General features: G+C 37.3%; 11 protein-coding genes. 9 read left to right on the forward strand and 2 right to left on the reverse strand.

Annotation, left to right across the window (positions count from 1 at the left end; translation table 11 throughout):
• Positions 1-2: 2 nt before the first annotated feature.
• From QCD85_RS17715 to QCD85_RS17740, 6 genes are all read left to right on the forward strand, one after another.
• On the forward strand, positions 3-1181 hold the full coding sequence (locus QCD85_RS17715; RefSeq protein ID WP_301263405.1) for an acetoin utilization protein AcuC: 1179 nt from the start codon (positions 3-5) through the stop codon (positions 1179-1181).
• 312 nt (positions 1182-1493) lie between these two features.
• Positions 1494-2051: an imm11 family protein gene (locus QCD85_RS17720; RefSeq protein WP_273615980.1), complete on the forward strand. Its 558-nt coding sequence runs from the start codon at positions 1494-1496 to the stop codon at positions 2049-2051.
• A gap of 147 nt (positions 2052-2198) precedes the next feature.
• The gene (locus tag QCD85_RS17725; protein WP_273615981.1) at positions 2199-3332 is read left to right on the forward strand and encodes a glucose-1-phosphate adenylyltransferase; all 1134 of its coding nucleotides are present in this window, start codon (positions 2199-2201) and stop codon (positions 3330-3332) included.
• A 21-nt stretch (positions 3333-3353) separates the two neighbouring features.
• Positions 3354-4457, forward strand: coding sequence for a glucose-1-phosphate adenylyltransferase subunit GlgD (gene glgD, locus QCD85_RS17730; RefSeq protein WP_273616292.1), 1104 nt, complete (start codon positions 3354-3356; stop codon positions 4455-4457).
• Between the two features lie 37 nt (positions 4458-4494).
• Complete coding sequence (locus QCD85_RS17735; RefSeq protein ID WP_301263406.1) at positions 4495-6939, forward strand: glycogen/starch/alpha-glucan phosphorylase; 2445 nt, start codon at positions 4495-4497, stop codon at positions 6937-6939.
• Positions 6940-7313: 374 nt separating this feature from the next.
• Positions 7314-10124, forward strand: a complete 2811-nt coding sequence (locus tag QCD85_RS17740) for a KAP family P-loop NTPase fold protein (RefSeq protein WP_301263407.1) — start codon at positions 7314-7316, stop codon at positions 10122-10124.
• Between the two features lie 234 nt (positions 10125-10358).
• Here the strand turns inward: QCD85_RS17740 and QCD85_RS17745 are convergent, their stop codons facing one another.
• Complete coding sequence (locus QCD85_RS17745; RefSeq protein ID WP_301263408.1) at positions 10359-11732, reverse strand: helix-turn-helix domain-containing protein; 1374 nt, start codon at positions 11730-11732, stop codon at positions 10359-10361.
• 215 nt (positions 11733-11947) lie between these two features.
• Here QCD85_RS17745 and QCD85_RS17750 point away from each other — a divergent pair, with 215 nt between their 5' ends.
• The 3 genes from QCD85_RS17750 to QCD85_RS17760 all read left to right on the forward strand — a co-directional run bounded on the left by QCD85_RS17750 (position 11948) and on the right by QCD85_RS17760 (position 17714).
• Positions 11948-14518, forward strand: coding sequence for a glycoside hydrolase family 3 N-terminal domain-containing protein (locus tag QCD85_RS17750; protein WP_301263409.1), 2571 nt, complete (start codon positions 11948-11950; stop codon positions 14516-14518).
• Between the two features lie 204 nt (positions 14519-14722).
• Positions 14723-15577 carry a BglG family transcription antiterminator LicT gene (licT, locus tag QCD85_RS17755; RefSeq protein WP_273615988.1) on the forward strand — a complete coding sequence of 285 codons (855 nt, stop codon included), beginning with the start codon at positions 14723-14725 and terminating at the stop codon, positions 15575-15577.
• A gap of 208 nt (positions 15578-15785) precedes the next feature.
• Positions 15786-17714, forward strand: coding sequence for a beta-glucoside-specific PTS transporter subunit IIABC (locus QCD85_RS17760; RefSeq protein WP_301263410.1), 1929 nt, complete (start codon positions 15786-15788; stop codon positions 17712-17714).
• A 609-nt stretch (positions 17715-18323) separates the two neighbouring features.
• Here the strand turns inward: QCD85_RS17760 and QCD85_RS17765 are convergent.
• A complete protein-coding gene (locus QCD85_RS17765) occupies positions 18324-19625 on the reverse strand; it encodes an MFS transporter (protein WP_273615990.1) in 1302 nt (433 codons plus the stop codon).
• Positions 19626-19638: the final 13 nt, after the last annotated feature.

Genomic DNA, 19638 nt, shown 5'->3' on the forward strand with positions numbered 1-19638 from the left:
GTATGGATAAAGCAATATATGTATATCATCCTGATAGCTTGAAGTATGTATTTCATCAGAATCATCCATTTGACCAGCGTAGATTAACGCTTACTCGTGATCTACTACAACAAGTAAATGCTTTATCTGTAGATCAAATCTTTGTGCCTGGCGAATTGCCAGATTCTCATTTGTTACAACAAGTGCATATTCCTGAATATGTAGAAGCTGTCAAACAATTAAGTCTGGAGCATCCTTCACAGCAGGCTATTGATCGTGCATTCCAATACGGTCTTCATCAAGGGGATACGCCGTATTTTGCAGGGATGCACCAGAGTGCATTATCGATTGCTGCTGGCTCGGTGACTGCTGCCCAGATGGTGATGGAAGGTCAGACGACCCATGCTCTTCATCTAGGGGGTGGACTGCATCACGCTATGCCACAGAAAGGCGCTGGATTCTGTATCTATAATGATGCTGCACTTGCAATCGCTCATGTACGGGAAACGTATGGAGCTAAAGTGCTCTATATTGATACAGATGTACATCATGGAGATGGTGTAGAGATGTGCTTTTACACTGATCCGAATGTTTTTACGTATTCGATTCATGAGACGGGTAAATATTTATTTCCCGGTACAGGAAGGGTAGAAGAGCGCGGTGCGGGTGAAGGATTTGGTTATACTGTAAATCTACCTTTAGAACCGTATACCGAAGACGATTCATGGCTAGAGTGTTTTGAGACGACATTGAATCAAGTGTTAGAACGCGCTAAGCCCGATCTTATTATTAGTCAACATGGATGTGATGCTCATGCGCTTGATCCATTGTCTCATGTGCATTGTTCTATGCGTATCTATCAGGAGATGCCTCGTATGATCCATCAAGCTGCTCATCAGTGGTGTGAAGGACGTTGGGTAGCACTGGGAGGCGGAGGATACGATATATGGAGAGTAGTACCTAGAGCATGGTCATTATTGTGGCTTGAAATGAGCAATCATCCACTACTGCAACAGCTTCATACTGATCCGTTGTTACCGTTACCTCAAAACTGGTTAGATCATTGGCAAGCAGAAAGTCCAGTCTCTTTGCCTCAAACATGGTTAGATGATGTGAAGCGCTGGGAACCGATCCCAAGGCGAGAAGAGATCGCTCAGTCTAATCGAGCGATCAGTGAAATAGCAGCAACTTATTTGAAATAAAGCAAAGGTTTATTTGCCAGTATCCAAGTGGATCAGAATTGGTATAAAATAAACATTATACCAGTCTGTAACAAAATCGTAATGACTCAAAAGGGGCGAAATGAACATTTTCGGGTATATATATTTTGCCGGGAGATTGGCAGATGAACGATTTTCACATACAGAGCATAAAAGGGTAAGTTAATATAAGCGGTAAGCAGGGACAATAGCTACGTATGTAGAAATAGATACTATATTCAAGGAATGAATTATATTCATCATTCATTATTATAGTATGGAATGGTCTGCCAATCCCGAAAGGAAGAGATATGTATGTGCTATATCCTGTCACCAGCAAATGTGTATCCGGATCGTTACTGGTTTAAGTACAATTTCAATGATTCACCGGATCATTTGAGCTTCAAAAAAGGCACACCTCAACGAGATTGGGCGAAGACGCCAAAGTTCCATTTGCAAGGAGATATCGATCTTAATCATTTAATGCATTTTGATTGGTTTATGAGCGATGGACCCGATCTGGTGGGACCTAGACTTGCTAGCGTTATCCGACAATATGCTGACAAAGATGTACAATTGGTCGATGCAGAAGTCACTGTTAACGGTGAACCGCTTAACGGGTTTCAAGTACTTAATATCTTGACTGTTATCAATTGCTTGGATGTAGAAGAATCGGTTCATGTTCCTTTACTTCCAGGAATTCATGGAAGCCCTGTTCATTATATCTCGGTTGCTTTTCAACCGGATGGACTCAAAGGTCATGGACTGGTGCGTTCGAATGAAGATATCAGTCTGATTGTAGCATCTTCTGAATTTGTAGAAGCTTGTCGGGTACAAAACATAGCAGGTATTGTTTTTAAGGAAAATCTCTAAGTGGTATTTTGAGCAACATATCCTGATGGACGGTCTCCTTCCTTTTATCGATAGCAATTATTGATAAAGTATTCATTGTATGGCATCGTCTCTCGGCGCTACATGTCTCTACAAATTATATGACAATCACATGAAGGGGGCTTTTCCATGAGTAAGAAAGAAGTAGTAGCTATGTTGCTTGCCGGAGGTCAAGGCAAAAGACTCAAAGGTTTAACAAGATTTCTGGCAAAGCCAGCCGTTTATTTTGGCGGTACTTATCGCATTATCGATTTTCCTCTTAGTAATTGCGCCAATTCACGTATTGATACAGTAGGTGTATTAACGCAATATGAACCCATGGTCCTTCATGCATACATAGGTGTTGGTAACGATTGGGATATGGATCGCAAAAATGGTGGAGTATTTGTATTGCCACCACATGAACGCGAAGAAGGCAGTAGCTGGTATCAAGGAACAGCAGATGCGATTTATCGCAATCTAAACTTCGTGGAAAGATTCGATCCTGAACATGTTCTTATTTTATCCGGTGACCATATTTACAAAATGGATTATGGCAAAATGCTGGATTACCATAAAGAAAAAGACGCAGACTGCACTATTTCTGTTGTCAATGTCACGCTAGAAGAAGCTAGCCGTTTCGGTATGCTGAATACAGATGATGATCTTAAAATTTACGAGTTCGATGAAAAGCCAGAACATCCAAAAAGTACACTTGCTTCTATGGGTATTTATTTGTTCAAATGGGATGTTCTAAAATCTTATCTGATTCAAGATGAGACGAACCCGACCTCTTCTTATGACTTTGGTAAAGATATTATTCCGTTATTGTTAGATGATGCCAAAACATTATACGCTTATCCATTTGAAGGATACTGGAGAGACGTTGGTACAATCCAAAGTCTATGGGAATCCAATATGGATATGTTATCTGAACATCCAGAATTGGATTTGAATGATCCGAACTGGCGTATCTTCACACGTAGCCCGAATCAGCCTGCTCAGTATATTGCGCCTGAAGCTAAAGTGAGTGATAGCATCATTAACGAAGGTTGTATTGTACATGGTGAAATTAATCATTCGGTTCTATTCTTCGGTGTAGAAGTAGGCGAAGGTAGTGTGATTACTGATTCCGTTATTATGCCTAATGTGAAAATCGGCAAAAATGTTCGTATCCACCGCGCGATTATTGACGATGGTATGATATTGCCAGATGGTAAGCAAATTGGTGTAGATCGTGAAGATGAGAGCGAAATCTTACTAATAACGAATGAGTCATTATAAATAAAGAGGACGGTGATGGGAATGAAGGGCTTCGTAGGAGTTATCAACCTGGATCATGAATTAGACCAACTAAATGAATTAACATATTTCCGTTGCGGTGCAGCCGTTCCATTTGGTGGACGCTATCGTCTAATCGATTTTGCTTTGTCAAATATGATGTATGCAGGTATGGAAGATATTGCTCTATTTGTTCGTCGTAAATATCGTTCTTTAATGGATCATTTGGGTGAAGGTAGACCTTGGGATTTGGATCGTAAACGGGGCGGACTCTTCATATTGCCACCGGATTGGCATGATCCAACCGATACTTCACTTGGAGATCTGCAACATATTCATAATAATATGGATTATTTCCATCGCAGTTCTGGTGATATTGTTGTGAATAGTGGTACCCAACATGTGAATAAAGTAGATTTTAATGAAGTCTACAAATATCACAAAGAAAAAGGTGCAGATGTTACAGTTGTCTACAAAAAAGTAGCAGAGTTGGAGCCAGAACATGGGCCTTGTCGTCGTGTAGAAGTAGATGAGAATGGCTATGTATCAGGTATTCATCATGAGCGTGATCATAACAATATTTATCTAGAAATCTTTATTATGGATAAAGCTCTGTATTTGGATCAAGTTCGTTACTCGATTGCTCATGGTAAGAGCTATTTCTTCCGTGATGTGATTCAACATAACCCGAACGGTCTCAAAATTGCAGCTTATGAATATACAGGCTACAATGCAGTGATTAATTCAGTGGAAAGCTACTACAAAAATAGTCTAGCTTTACTTAACCCTGATAACTACATGAAGTTATTTCATGAGAAACCTGTGCAAACGAAGATTAAATACGAAGCACCGACCAAGTATCTGGAAAGTGCTAAAGTGACTAATTCTTTGCTAGCGAATGGATGTATTATTGGCGGAGAAGTGGAAAACAGTATTTTATTCCGCGGTGTTAAAGTCGAAAAAGGCGCACGTGTTGTCAATTCAGTTATTTTGCAGAAATGTACAATTGAAGCAGGCGCTGTATTGGAAAATGTGATCTTGGATAAAGATGTTCATATTTCAGGAGATCGTACATTGATCGGTGATGTGAAAAAACCATATGTTACAGCGAAGAGCACTTCCGTCTAAATGTAGATCAGAATTAGAATAGAGGAGGAACGCCCTGTTGTTTACGAGCAAAGAGTCATTCAAAAGCATATTTCAGAATAATGTAGTTTCCAAGTTGGGAAAACCGTTGGAAGAAGTATCAAGTGAAGATGTATATACGATTTTGAGTCGGATGATCCGAGAATTTGCCGGTAAGGAATGGGCAGCAACCAACCGCGAATTTCGAGATAATGAGGAAAAACAAGTCTATTATCTATCTCTTGAATTTCTAATAGGTCGTCTACTAGGTAACAATCTACTCAATATGGGTGTTCTTGAAATTGTGCAAGAAGGTCTGGAAGACTTAGGGGTATCTCTTTCTGAAATAGAAGAACAAGAAGCAGACGCAGGACTAGGTAATGGTGGTCTTGGTCGTCTGGCTGCTTGTTTTATGGATTCATTAGCTTCTCTTGGATATGCAGGACATGGTTGCGGGATTCGTTATAAATACGGCCTATTTGAACAAAAAATAGTCGATGGTAATCAGGTAGAATTACCGGATAACTGGCTGCAAAAAGGAAACGAATGGGAAGTTCGTCGTGATGATCGCAAAGTGGAAGTTCGCTTTGGCGGTAATGTAGAAGTTCATGAAGAAGCAGGAGAGCTTACTTTTTCACTTCATGATTATGAAGGGGTATGGGCTATTCCTTACGATGTTCCTGTTATTGGATACAAAGGGAACAGAGAGAATTCGCACATGAATACACTTCGTCTATGGAGCGCAGAACCAATGCGTGAAATGGCAAGTCGTGGTTCTTCTTCAGGCGGCAACTATTACAGCTATCTGGATTACAATCGTTCGGTTGAATCGATCTCCGAATTTTTGTATCCAGATGATTCTCAATATGCTGGACGACTATTGCGATTGAAGCAACAGTATTTCCTTTGTTCTGCTGGTCTGCAAAGTATTCTACGTACGTATGACAAATTAGGACTTAGCTATGAAGAGCTACCGAAAAAGATAGCGATTCATATCAATGATACACATCCTACATTGGTCATTCCTGAATTGATGCGTATTTTGCTGGATGAAAAAGGATATGGATGGGATATAGCTTGGGAGATTGTAACTAAGACTGTATCGTACACCAACCATACGATTTTGAGCGAAGCCTTAGAAAAATGGCCAACTCATATGGTGCGTGAACTGTTACCGCGTGTGTATATGATTATCGAAGAGATCAATGCTCGTTTTTGCCGTCTGCTTATGGATAAATATCCAGACGATCCAGATCGTGTAGCGCATATGGCTATTATTTTCGACGATCAGGTTAAAATGGCACATCTAGCGATAGCCGGTACTCATAGTATTAACGGGGTAGCCGCATTGCATACCGATATTTTGAAACATCGTGAGATGAAAAATTTCTACGAGCTGTATCCAGATCGGTTCAACAACAAAACAAACGGTATCACTCATCGTCGCTGGTTAATGCATGCCAACCCTGAGTTATCACAGTTAGTGAGTGAATCGATAGGTACGCGCTGGATTACTCATCCGCAAGAAATGGTCGGCATTTTGAAATACAGTGAAGACGCAAGCTTTCAAGAGCGCGCTGCTAAGATCAAGCTCAATAATAAGCAAAAATTGGCGACATATATTGAACAAAAATATGGTGTCAAAGTGAATACGGATTCGATCTTTGATGTACAAGTCAAACGTCTGCATGCGTATAAACGACAATTTTTGAATATTCTTCATATTATCCATTTGTACCATCAGATTAAAGAAATGCCATCACTGGATATAGTGCCACGTACTTTTATTTTTGGAGCCAAAGCGGCACCGAGTTATTATTTAGCGAAAAGTACGATCAAACTGATTAACAGTGTAGCCAATGTAGTGAATAATGATCCTGATGTGAAAGACAAGCTGAATGTCTTTTTCTTAGAAAATTATTCCGTCTCTTTAGCTGAAAAGATTATTCCTGCTGCGGACGTGAGCGAGCAAATCTCTACCGCTAGTAAAGAAGCCTCCGGTACAGGAAATATGAAATTTATGATGAATGGTGCTCTAACTGTAGGTACGATGGATGGTGCTAACGTAGAAATGCATGAAATGTTAGGCGATAATAACATGTTTATTTTCGGACTGAATGCAGATCAAGTGATGGACTATTATCAACATGGTGGCTACAATGCACGCGATATTTACAACAGTGATTCACGTATTCAAGAAGTCATGAATCAACTGATTGAGCGTGGCCCATTTACTAATCATAATAATGAATTTGATATTTTGTACCGTTCGATTCTCGATATGAATGATGAGTATTTTGTACTCAAAGATTTCTCTGCCTATACGGAAGCTCATGTTCAGATTGATCTCGCTTACCGTAATCGTAAAGAGTGGCTCAAAAAATCGATTCATAATATCGGACATTCCGGTAAATTCTCTAGTGATCTGACGATAGGACAATATGCGTCAGAGATTTGGAAAATCAAACCTGTGGATCGTGGGTAAGCTTGATTTAATTGAATATAGAGTGTGAATGGAGGAAATCCTTCTTGGTATTGTGATTGTCTGCGGATGATTATGATAGTGGGGAGGATTTCTTTTTTCTTTTATATGGTGGAGAAACATCGCTACGTCAAAGGATGATCCTCTCGATCGCTGTTAAGAATGGATATTTTGAACAACTGCTTGCGCAGTAAATATCCATTCTTAAAGGCGAACGCTACGCTTCTTACGGATCATTCCTTTTCCTTCGCTGAGTCGGTATTTAGAATATATTATGACTACCAAAAGATTTTTAAATTTATATTTAATAGATTACTTAAAGAAATTATCATGATATTATTAAATGAGAAAAATACCCATAAAAGGAAGATGATATTTTGACAGAAAATAATGAATTAATACATCATAAGAAAGTAATAATTTTTATGAAATATAGTATAAGTATCATAGCCTGTATCATATTGGTAAGTATGTTAAGAACAATATTTAATCATACGATACATATTGATTTTAACAAGTGGTGGATTCAATTTATTTTTGAATTAATGATAACTACTATCTCATTTTTTATTTGTTTAATTTATTTGTTTCCAAGAGGAGTTAAGCCTTTATCTATTTCTTTATTAAAAGAATGGGTCAATCGTTTATATATTTTTTTTCTTCAGGAACCGAAGAATAGTATTTCTTTATTAAGAGAATGGTTCAATCGTTTGTGTACTTCTTTATCAAAACCTCTTCAGGAATGGAAGAATATCATTTTTTTATCAATAAATATAGGTATTATCATAAATTATATTCTAATTAATGGTCCAATTACATTTAGGACTGGGGACTTATTATCTGACTTATTTGATGGGGCAATGCTATTAGCCATTTTAAATATGGTTATTTTTCTTGGGAGATTTTTATTCCAAGAATCTAAGAAAGATATTATTGTGAAAAAAGATATAACCGATCCTGATCAACCTATAGAGAAAATTGAACATGATCTTTTTAATAGAAGCAATTTTGCTAGAACACTTTCTAATGTATTAAACAATATTTCAAATAAGAGTTTAACTATTGGTATTTTCGGAAATTGGGGAAGTGGGAAAAGTTCATTTTATAATATGATAAAAGAACATAGTCAGATCCAAAAACAAGAAATAAATTTTATTGAATTTAAACCTTGGTACTTTAGTACAAGTGATGACCTTATAAAAAGATTCTTAATGATGCTGTTAGAAGAAATAGAAAGAGACGGTGGTTATGATCCTAATTTAAAAAAAGAATTGAAAAAATATGCAGATATCTTATCATCAGTAAGTATCCGGAGTTTCAATTCAATCATTTCCTTAAAAGAAATATTTAATAAAATTATACCTGATCCAGAAAATAGTGATATATCAAATGTGAAAAGTAAGATTGAAAAATTATTAGAATTATCTAATCGAAAATTAGTTGTCTATATTGATGATGTAGACCGATTAGATGGAGAAGAGATCAAAAGTATTTTTAAGTTAGTAAGATTAGTAGCAGACTTTCCTAATGTTATTTACGTTATTGCTTTAGATGAAGAAGTAGTGATAAGTGCACTTTCTACGATTTATTCTAAAAGTAATAATAGTCAGGATGAAGCTAGAAAATATATTGAAAAGTTTATTCAGGTTCCAATCTATTTGCCAAAAATAGATGAGCACTATATTAGTCAATTTTACGAAAAAAAATTAAATGAAATATTCAAAGAAATATCGGGTACACCAGAAAAGGTATATCTAGAATATAATCCTCAATTTATTGCTGATGCAGTAAGTGTGAACTTGTCTATAAGAAATATTACTAGATTTACCAATTTGGTATCAGTATATTATCCAATTCTAAAAGATGAAGTGAATTCATTAGATTTGTTACGTCTTTTGATTATAAAAATTGATTCCCCTGCATTGTTTAATTATATTCATAATAATCCAAGTATTTTTACAAGTGAAAAAACTTTAACTGAAGTGGAAATTGATAAGCTACAGACATTTAGTAAATATAAAGTTGTTTTATCATTTTTATTTCCCGCTATTAGAAAGCATTTTGATTTAGGAAATGAAAATAAGTTTAAATACGATTCTCAAAAAAGAATACATGATAAAGATTATTTCCAACAATATTTTATGTACAGTGTACCAGAGAAGATATTATCTCATAAATTACTTGCTGAATTTTTCAAAAAGCTCAAATTTGATAATGATAAAGAAATTCAAGAAGAAATTGATAGTTTATATTTAGATTATAAAAGAGATAAAGTAATTGAAAAGATTAAAAATTATCATTACGATTTAAATAGCGAGCAAAAAATAATACTAATTCAAAATTTAGGTGATCGATTTTTTATTGAAAGTATATCTATTGAAGATAAGATTTATAAATCTATTTTAGAATTAGTTGATTTACTTGTTAAGGAGATAAAAGAGGAAAAATATGATATGAATTTTAAATTTCATAATCTTGATACTGTATATGCTTTGCATTTGTATAATAGTTTTTCAAAAAGCTATTCAGGTAATTTAAAAATAGGAATTGTAGAATTTTACAAATCCCTAACTTTAGATGTTCTTGAAAAAGAAAATAATTATCACGAAATCATATGTATATTAGAAAACTGGAAAAAGTTTCAGAACGAAAATGAAATAAAATCAAAGGTTTTAGAATGGGCAAAGGATAATAAAACTCTGGATAAGTTTTTTAGCTTAACTTTAGACAGTAAACGGTATGAGAATAGGGTTTATTTATTTGAATGGTTTATTAAAATCGAGAAGTTTTTAGATGATACAACTATCAAAAAATTATTTAGTGTAGATAATAATATTAAAAGCTTTAATGATGCTAAAACTAAGAATGAGAAAAGTAGACTTTCTGTGTTAGGATACGTTGTTTATATTATAAATGATTTAACTAGAATTATTATGAATTATACTTTTAATGTTCAGCGCCAATTTATAGAAGAAAATGAGTATAGTAATTCTGAAATTAATGATTTGAATGAGAAAGACATTAATGAAAGTATAATTTTAGTCTTAAAATATGGGAATGAGAAAGATAGAAATAAAGTGAAAAGTCGAAGAAAAGAGATCGATGAATTAGAAAAAGATGCTTTTGAACATTATGAAGAATATCAAAAATTGCAACAAGAAATCTGGGAGCAGGAAAACTTAAAATAATTAATGTTTAATTAAGGTATAATTAATCGCATTTGAAATTTGCCGAAATAACAAGTTTGCTCACTTCTACTGAGCGCAGGGAGCGATATTGTTCTGAAAGAGCGAAGCGCTCGCCTTTGTAAATGGATACCTACCGCAAAGCGGTTAATCAAGGTATCTATTTACAACAAGCGACGACAAGAACAATATCGTACCCGGAGCGCTGTAACTCACACCATCTCACACCAATACATTTTAAAACATCCCTACACCCATCCGCTCCCCACCCGTACGATTCTTCTGATACTGCTTCGGTGTAACCCCAGTGTACCTTTTAAAAATCTTTGTAAAATAACTCTGATCATGAAACTGCAACAACGTTGAAATTTCTGCTAACGAATAATGCGAGAGACTGATTAATTTTTTCGCTTCATCAATACGTTGTTGCTGAATATAGACAACAGGCGAACATCCAATTTCTTTTTTAAATAACTGTGATAGGTAATCCGCATTCAGCTTCGTTTCTTTTGCTAAATCTTGTAGATGAATCGGTTCATACAAATGGCTGAAAATGTAATGACGTGTTAGATTGACTTCATGGGAATATCGTTGCTTCTGACCTTCCAGCACTCGATCGACAAAGTCAGCATTGCATCGCTGGGTAGTCATATGCACTTGCGCTGGATTTTCACATTCTTCGACCGCTTGAATATAAAAATCACTTAATGTATAAGCGATTTCGGCGTTCACTCCGCCATCCATTGCCGCACGTGTGACCAGCGTCACCGAGCAAATACCTAGATTCTTTTCGTTGCGTAATAAGCTTTTTTTCGAAAGTACTCCCAATTTCTCTGTCGGGAAGCCCAATTCCCATTGAATCAAATCTTCTTTGCGACCTTCTCTTATATATTGCAGAAAAATACGTTCCATCTCAGGATTATGGTGATAACGATCAGGTGGTGTATATTCGGCTTCCTCGTGATAAGACAGTAAGGTAGACGAAGACAGATGTGGAATCGAGTCCAGATGAACACGATGTATAGAAGCGGCAGGAATATGCAAATTATGTTGAATCAATTCGGCGATATCCAATTCTTTTTGATATAACATAAAATAAATCATAACGGCTGCATTGTATATGCGTTCTTTAGAGATCAGTGGCACATTTTTGTAAAATGCCCATACTTCATCTTGCTGACGAAAAGACAATTGGTGATCTACAATAATTCCTTTGATTAACTCTTCCGGTACAATCGCATTGAAAAAAGGCCCCGCTATCAGAGCACCTTCGATATCGACAGAAGTACTCTCTGGCGTAGGCAACGGATGAGATGAAGCAGGATCTATAGGTTCATTACTATTAGCTTGAACCGTAGGCTGAGCAGGTAAAGGTACGATCAAATACTGCTCTACAAAATTGGTTGCATGAATCAGTGGATAATGTCCTTGAATATGCTGAGTCAATAGCTCAAGCCCTTCGCTTTTACTAGCATATAAAGGATTAAAGTTCTGTGCAGGATATTCTTCAATTAGCGCACCTTGTTGATCCACAATATAGAGTGGAACCTGATATTCAATATGTAAGCATTTCATTATAAATTTAAGCGTATTCAGCCAGGTTGTATTCATATGATTGTGCAACTCCTATCATTTCAAAATACGCTATCTATAAGATACTGATGATAACGTATTTATTATTTTACTAAAAAAATAGGAATAATACCATAAATATAATGTCATAACGCTTACATTAAAGCAGTAGACAAAAGCGATCCCTATAAAGTAAAGATAAGATCGCGATACAACACAAATAGAGAATAGCATTGGGAAACGAGGGCATACGAATGATAGGAATATGGAACAGTACATCACAATTACAATCATCCAAATGGAAATTTTTATTTGAGGTTCAGCAAGAGTCTCCTAAGCCAACACCACAGGATTATTCATTAACGGTACAGATGGAGCCATTACCACTTGCTTTGGATATCAAGCATATACATGTAGAAGGTAATACGCTAAAAGCAACAGGAAGTGTAGTCGTTTTGCCACATGGTGAAGGCGAAGCTACGATTGAAATGGTTTTTGAAGAAGATTGCTTTACAGGCTTTATCTCTTTACCTTTTACAGGTGTGATGAAGTTAGATGGTACAAGAGGTAGAGGACAATCGTTGAGTGAAGAATTGATCAACGTCGTTGCTCCTTATCATAAAAATAATGTTGTCGAACGCACAACAGAAGATATTCAAGCTCAAGTAGAACAATTGCTTGGACAGATGACCGTTGCTGAGAAAATCGGGCAAATGAGTCAGTGTATGGCTTCTGATTTTGCTTTTGGTGGCGATATTGAAGCCGAATCGGCAGATGTTCTTGTAGAGCAGGGTCGTACAGGCTCCATTCTAGGTGCTTTTAATAGTAGTCGTGTGTTTGAATTGCAAAAAACAGCAGTAGAAAAATCGCGTTTGGGTATTCCGTTGATGTTTAACGCCGATGTGATTCATGGTTTCCAGACGATTTTCCCTGTTCCACTCGCATGGTCTTGCAGTTGGGATATTGAAGCGATTCGTGAAGCATGTGCGATTGCAGCCAAAGAAGCGACAGCTACAGGAATTACGTACAATCATGCACCAATGGTTGATATTGCGCGTGATGCGCGTTGGGGACGGGTAGTCGAAGGCTCAGGCGAAGATCCTTATCTAGGTTCATTAATTGCTAGAGCACAAGTAGAAGGGTTTCAAGGCGCAAGCTTATTTGATAAAGAAACATTGATTGCTTGTCTCAAACACTTTATTGCTTATGGTGCTTCTGAATCCGGTCGTGATTACAATACCGTTGATATTTCAGAATGGATGTTGCGTAATCTGTATTTGCCTCCGTTCCAGGCTGGACTTGAAGCTGGAGCAGCATCTGTGATGAATGCTTTTAACTTCTATCAAGGGATTCCTATAGCAGCTAGTGAATTTATTTTGAAAGATTTGCTACGTGATGAATTAGGATTTGATGGTATTCTAATCTCTGATTATGGTGCAGTCGAAGAAATTTATACACATGGTGTTGCCAAAGATCGCAGTGAAGCTGCACGTCTATCTTTAAATGCAACGATGGATATCGAAATGGTATCTCAGACGTATGAACAATTTTTACCCCAACTTGTAGCAGACGGTAAAATTCAAGAACAACAATTGGATGATGCGGTACGACGCATTTTGACATATAAATATCAGATCGGTATTATGGATGATCCTTTTCGTTATGTGCGTCCTGATAAAGAAGTGGAATATCACTTCAACGAAAATCATCTTCAAGCGAGTCGTGAGTTGGCACAGAAATCGATTGTACTACTCAAAAATGAAGCTCAAACGTTACCGTTACATGTTGCTGAATCTAGCGCACGTATTGCTGTAATTGGACCTTTTGGTGATAGCAAAGATTTGTTAGGGCCATGGCAGTTTTCTAAATATGGAGCAGATACCGTTACTTTATTAGAAGGATTACAAGCCAAAGGTATCCAAGAAGATCGTCTATTATACAGTGAAGGTTCCAAAGTGAACGAACCGATTGCAGGTGGAGTAGAACAAGCACTTGAAGTAGCCGGACATGCAGACGTTATTTTGTTAGCATTGGGTGAAAATAGTGATATGTCTGGTGAAGCCGCGTCTCGTATGAATATTACGATTCCTGAACCACAGCAAAAACTAGCTGAAGCTATCGTGGAATTAGCGAAGCAATCCGGTAAAGCGGTTGTGCTTGTTCTCACCAACGGACGACCTCTAGTACTGGATTGGTATGAAGAGCATATGGATAGTATTGTAGAAACATGGTTTTTGGGTTCACAAGCCGGGCATGCGATTGCTGATGTATTAGTCGGTGATTATAATCCGTCTGCGAAGTTAACGATGAGCTTTCCGAAGCAATTGGGTCAAGTACCGATCTACTATAACCACTTTAATACCGGTAGACCTGTAACAGCTGAAAATGAACATGAGAAATACATTTCTAAATATTTGGACGGCCCAAATGATCCTTTATATCCTTTCGGATACGGGCTTAGTTATAGCCAATTTGAATATTCAGCAATAGAATTAGATCGTCAAGCGATGCAACGCACTGAATCGATCACAGCGACTATTCAAGTGACCAATACAAGTTCAGTATCAGGAGCAGAAATTGTACAAATGTATATTCAAGATCTATACGGAAGTACTGTTCGACCTGTTAAAGAACTAAAAGGGTTCCAAAAAGTGACTTTAGCTGGAGGAGAGACTGCTCAAGTACAGTTTGAAATCACCGAAGAAATGCTTAAATATTGTAATTCACGCTTGCAATGGGTAGCGGATGCTGGTGAATTTAAAGTGTATATCGGATCAAGTGCCAAAGCAGTACAAATGGCAGAGTTTGAATTGATCGAAAAGTAAGCTTGAAAATTCCTTTTTACATCACCACAAAGTAAGTGCTTACAAAAAACTATTGCTAACGTTTTAAGGCTATGTTACTATGGATTCACAGAAAACCAAAAACACACGGATTGTTACTGTTTACTCAGGCAAAACCGAAATTGACGTTCCAAGTCATTTTTGGTTTTGCCTTTTTGACTATTTTGATAGTAAAAGGTGATGGGAATGAAAATAGCACAAGTTCTGAATAATAATGTTGTGACTGTCATCAATCCTGCTGAACAGGAAATGGTTGTTATGGGGCGAGGTATCGGTTTTAAAAAGCACCCCGGCGATCTGGTGGATGAGACAAAAGTAGAAAAAGTATTCAAGCTCGAAAATAGGGAAGTCTCACAAAAGTTGATGACATTATTATCAGACATTCCCATCGAATACGTAGATTGTTCAGATGAAATTATTCGATATGCGCAGACGATACTAGGTAGCAAATTGCATGATAGTATTTATATTTCATTAACCGATCATATTCATTTTGCGATTGAACGTTATCGGCAAGGGATAGAGATTCGAAACGCAATTCTTTGGGAGATCAAAAAGTTATATCGCAAAGAATATATAATCGGAATGAAAGCTCTGCAAATGATTGAAGATAAATTAGGTGTGGAACTGACTGAAGATGAAGGTGGATTTATTGCACTGCATTTCGTTAATTCGCAATTAAACGGCGAGATGAGCGAGACGATTAGTATGACTAATATTGTCAAAGACGTGCTACGCATAGTGACCAGACATTATGTATTTGAAATGGATGAAGAATCACTAAGTTATTTCCGCTTTTTGACGCATCTGAAGTTTTTTGCACAGCGTGTACTTCATGATACGGTCAGCGATTCTGGCGACAATCCTCTACATGATATGGTCAAAGTCCAATATCCTAATGCTTATGCTTGTGCACAAAAGATTCAATCGTATACAAGCAAAATTCATCAGCGTACTCTTTCTAAAGATGAATTATTATATCTGACAATTCATATCGAACGTATTACCAAAGCAGAACATGCAGAAAGATCAGAAGGGTAGATCATTGAACCGACCGATACAAATAAATACACCAACGAATGGGATTGTGACTTTAATTAGGCAAAACCTGAATGTGGATAGATGACCATGCAATATGCGGTACACGTATTGTATGTACTGTCAGTATAGACTGACTCATTTATAGACATTTAGGTTTTTTTGTATCTTAATCGTTCTAGTCGCCCTATATAAAAAGGAGAAAGACAACATGGATAAAGAGAAACTATCGCAAGACATACTGGATTTGGTAGGCGGTACAAGCAATATTGATCAAGTGACACATTGTATGACAAGACTTCGTTTTAACTTAAATGACGATAATCTGGCTAACAAAGCTCAATTGGAAAAAACGCCGGGCGTTATGGGTGTTATGAAAAATGGAGGACAATTTCAAGTTATTATCGGAAATGAAGTAGCAAACGTATACAAAGAATTAGTGAAAAAGATTCCAGGATCAGGTCAGCTAGAAGAGACAGCTTCAACCAAGCCGAAAAAGAAACAAAATCCGATCAGTACACTGTTTGATTTTATTTCAGGAATGTTTACCCCGATCTTACCAGCAATTACAGGCGCAGGGATGATAAAAGGGATTGTCGCGATCCTTGTTGCATTAGGCTGGATGTCGAATACCAGTTCGACGTATATTATTTTATCGGCGATTGGAGACGGAGCATTTTACTTCTTACCGATTATTTTAGCGATTAGTGCTTCTCGTAAGCTAGGCAGTAATATGTATATCGGGGCAGCCTTAGGAGCAGCTATTATGCACCCGACGATTACAGCATTATTGTCTTCAGGTCAAAGTGTAACGTTTGCTAGCATCCCTGTAGTTGCAGCAACGTATTCTTCTACCGTTATTCCGATCGTTATTGCGATCTGGATCGCTTCTTATGTTGAGAAAGCAGTAGATCGTTATACGCATGTTTCTCTCAAATTGCTAGTCGTACCTACAGTTACATTGCTGGTCATGGTTCCACTCACATTGATTGCTATTGGGCCGTTAGGTTCTATTATTGGTAGTGGGTTGTCTGGAGGTATTGCATGGTTATTTGAAAATATGTCGATTGTCGCAAGTATTCTGATCGGCGGCACGATGTCATTGCTTATTATTACAGGAATGCATTACGCATTAACTCCAATCGTTATCGGTTCAATTACAGCATTAGGATATGACTTTATTATTCCATTGATGTTCGCGGCGAACTGGGCACAAGCAGGTGGAGCACTAGGAGTAGGGCTTCGTTCCAAAAATGCTCAAACCAAATCGCTCGGTTTCTCTACAGGCTTAACTGCGATTATGGGTATTACTGAACCTGCGATGTATGGTATCAATATGAAATTCAAAAAGCCATTTATAGCTGCTCTTATCGGTGGAGCTATCGGTGGAGCATTTATGGGTATCTTCCATGTAAAATCATATGTTATTACAGGCTTAGTAGGTCTACCAAGTGTAGCGGCATTTATTAGTCCATCCATCAGTACATTGATCTATGCATTATTAGGTGGTCTGATAGCATTAGTATCTGCAACAGCGATCACTTACTTTATCGGTGTGAAAGAAAGCACAGAAGAAGCTGAACCTGCTCAAGGTACAGCAAATGAAGTGAACAGTACTCCTGTAGCATCGAATACTGTAGCAGCATCCAATGTGATCGATATTCATCAACCTGCTGTACAACAAGTTATCGCGGCTGATATTTTCAGTCCGGTTGCCGGCGAAGTGAAGCCACTAAGCGCTGTAAATGATCCTGCTTTCTCACAAGAGATTATGGGGAAAGGCGTAGCGATTGAACCAACAGAAGGACGAATCGTATCGCCTGTCAATGGAACAGTATTCTCTGTATCCAAAAGTGGGCATGCTATCGGGCTTGTAAGTGATACAGGCACCGAAATGTTGATTCATATCGGAATTGATACCGTCAAATTAAAAGGCAAACATTTTACACCACATGCCAAAGCAGGAGAGACTGTGAAGATCGGCGATCTATTGATGGAGTTCGATCTCAAAGCAGTGCGAGAAGAAGGCTATGAGACGATTACACCTGTTATCGTAACGAATATTAATGATTACAACGATCTTCAATCGTCTACACAGTCCAATACACGTTCTGGTGAATTATTGTATAAATTAAGCTAATCTTATATCAGGTAACAGATAACAGATATAAGTAGTGAAGAGTGTTAGAACAATTCTGCACTTATAGTGAATTTGGAGCCACCATCACCAAGTAAACCGAATACACTATATAGAAGTGAAAGAATACGCTATATAGAAGTTAGCATAGAAGCAAAAAGAGCTTGAACAATGTCATGAGTGATTGCTCACCAGCATCGTTTAAGCTCTTTTTGTTGCTTTACCATCTTGCTGGCATTACGCCGTTATTGTTGAGTTCAAATTACAAGTCTCCGCTGAATGCTTTAATTACAAAAATACCACCAAATACAATAGCAATACCCAGTACAGCATACCAACGTTCTTTCACTACATTGTTCACGAGTAGACTCCTTTAAATCGTTATCGAAATCATTTAGCATTGCTCACATAACCAATCCATATTGTACCAAAATCTATTTTTAATTCAACCCTTTTTGTAGGAATAGGCAAATAAATATATGTACAAAGTAAAAGCCTTTCAGCGTAAAAGACTGAAAGGCTTTTTTGTATTATGATATCTATAATCAACAACTTATATCGTTCTGATGACGCTTACTAATAACGCTTACATATACTGCCTATCAAGCTACATTATACTTTAGGTACAGCTACCATTCGTTCTTTGTTTTGCTTCGGTGTAACGCTTCCTACAGGCTCACGTTTATTTTTATCATTCGATAGTCCAAAGATCGAAATAACCGTAATTAATAATACAATAGCACTTAAGAAGTAATACGTATTTTGAAAACCAATACTGGTGTACATATTACCTGCAATACTGGAAAAGACAACGATTGCCGCTTGTTTGGCAAAGTTAAACGCTAACAAATAGATCGTAGCGGACAAACGAATATCGAACACACTTGTAATGTATTTGAAAATAGATACTAACAATAACGGCATTTCAACAGCAGCGATCAGACGTAGCAATGATAAGCTGACAGTATCTGTTGCGATAGCGGTTCCAAAAATACGTACAAATGTAAGTAATCCGAATAGCAGTAGTCCATTTTTAGCACCGATTTTGTTAATAATAAATGGCATAAAGATCATCAATATCGCTTCTATTGCTGTCTGTAACGATACCAGTTCACTAAAGCGCTGTGTACCTAGTGAAGGCGATGCAAAAAATTGATTATAATAGTTCGGGAACTGCTGATCGAACACATCGTACACACTAGCTGTACCGACAATCAATAGAGACAAGAACCAGAAGTTTTTGAGTTTGAAAATCGAAAATACACGTTCTTTTGTAATTTCACTGGAAGCTTCGTTGGAATCCGCAGGTACACCTGCTGCACTCGCAGAAGGATCAACTTTGGCTGTATGCAATAGAATCCCTAGTACAGCCGCAGAACAAGAAGCGAACCAGAAAATACTAATTGGATTATACAGATACATCATTCCACCGATTAATGTTGCCGTAGCACCGGCTATCGAACCGAACAGACGTACACGACCATATTCGATAGAGCTTGCACGACTCGCACGCTCAATATATGCTTCGACAACCCCAACGCCACCCTGGAACACAGCACTCAGGTAAATACCGCCAATAATCGCGCCTACCCAAATATTATATTGAAGAAGTGGAATAAATAAAAAGGTGAAGAAAGGTCCCATAAATAAAGCAACAATAACAACAAACCAGAATAGATTTTTGCGGAATCCTAGTTTATCCGAGATCACTCCGAAAAACGGTTGATAACATAAAGCAATTAACGAAATCGCTGAAAAGACAAGTCCAGTATGGCTAGCATCAAGTCCTGCTTCTTCTTTTAACCAGATCGGTAAGAACGCAAGTACAACCGCCCAGATTAAAAAGTAGAAAAAGAACAATCCGCCGAAATTCCAAAAATTCCATTTTGGTAATTTGATATTGTTTAACTTCATGATTCATTCATCT

Source organism: Paenibacillus sp. PsM32, from assembly GCF_030433815.1.
In the GTDB taxonomy this organism is placed as follows: domain Bacteria; phylum Bacillota; class Bacilli; order Paenibacillales; family Paenibacillaceae; genus Saccharibacillus; species Saccharibacillus kyungheensis.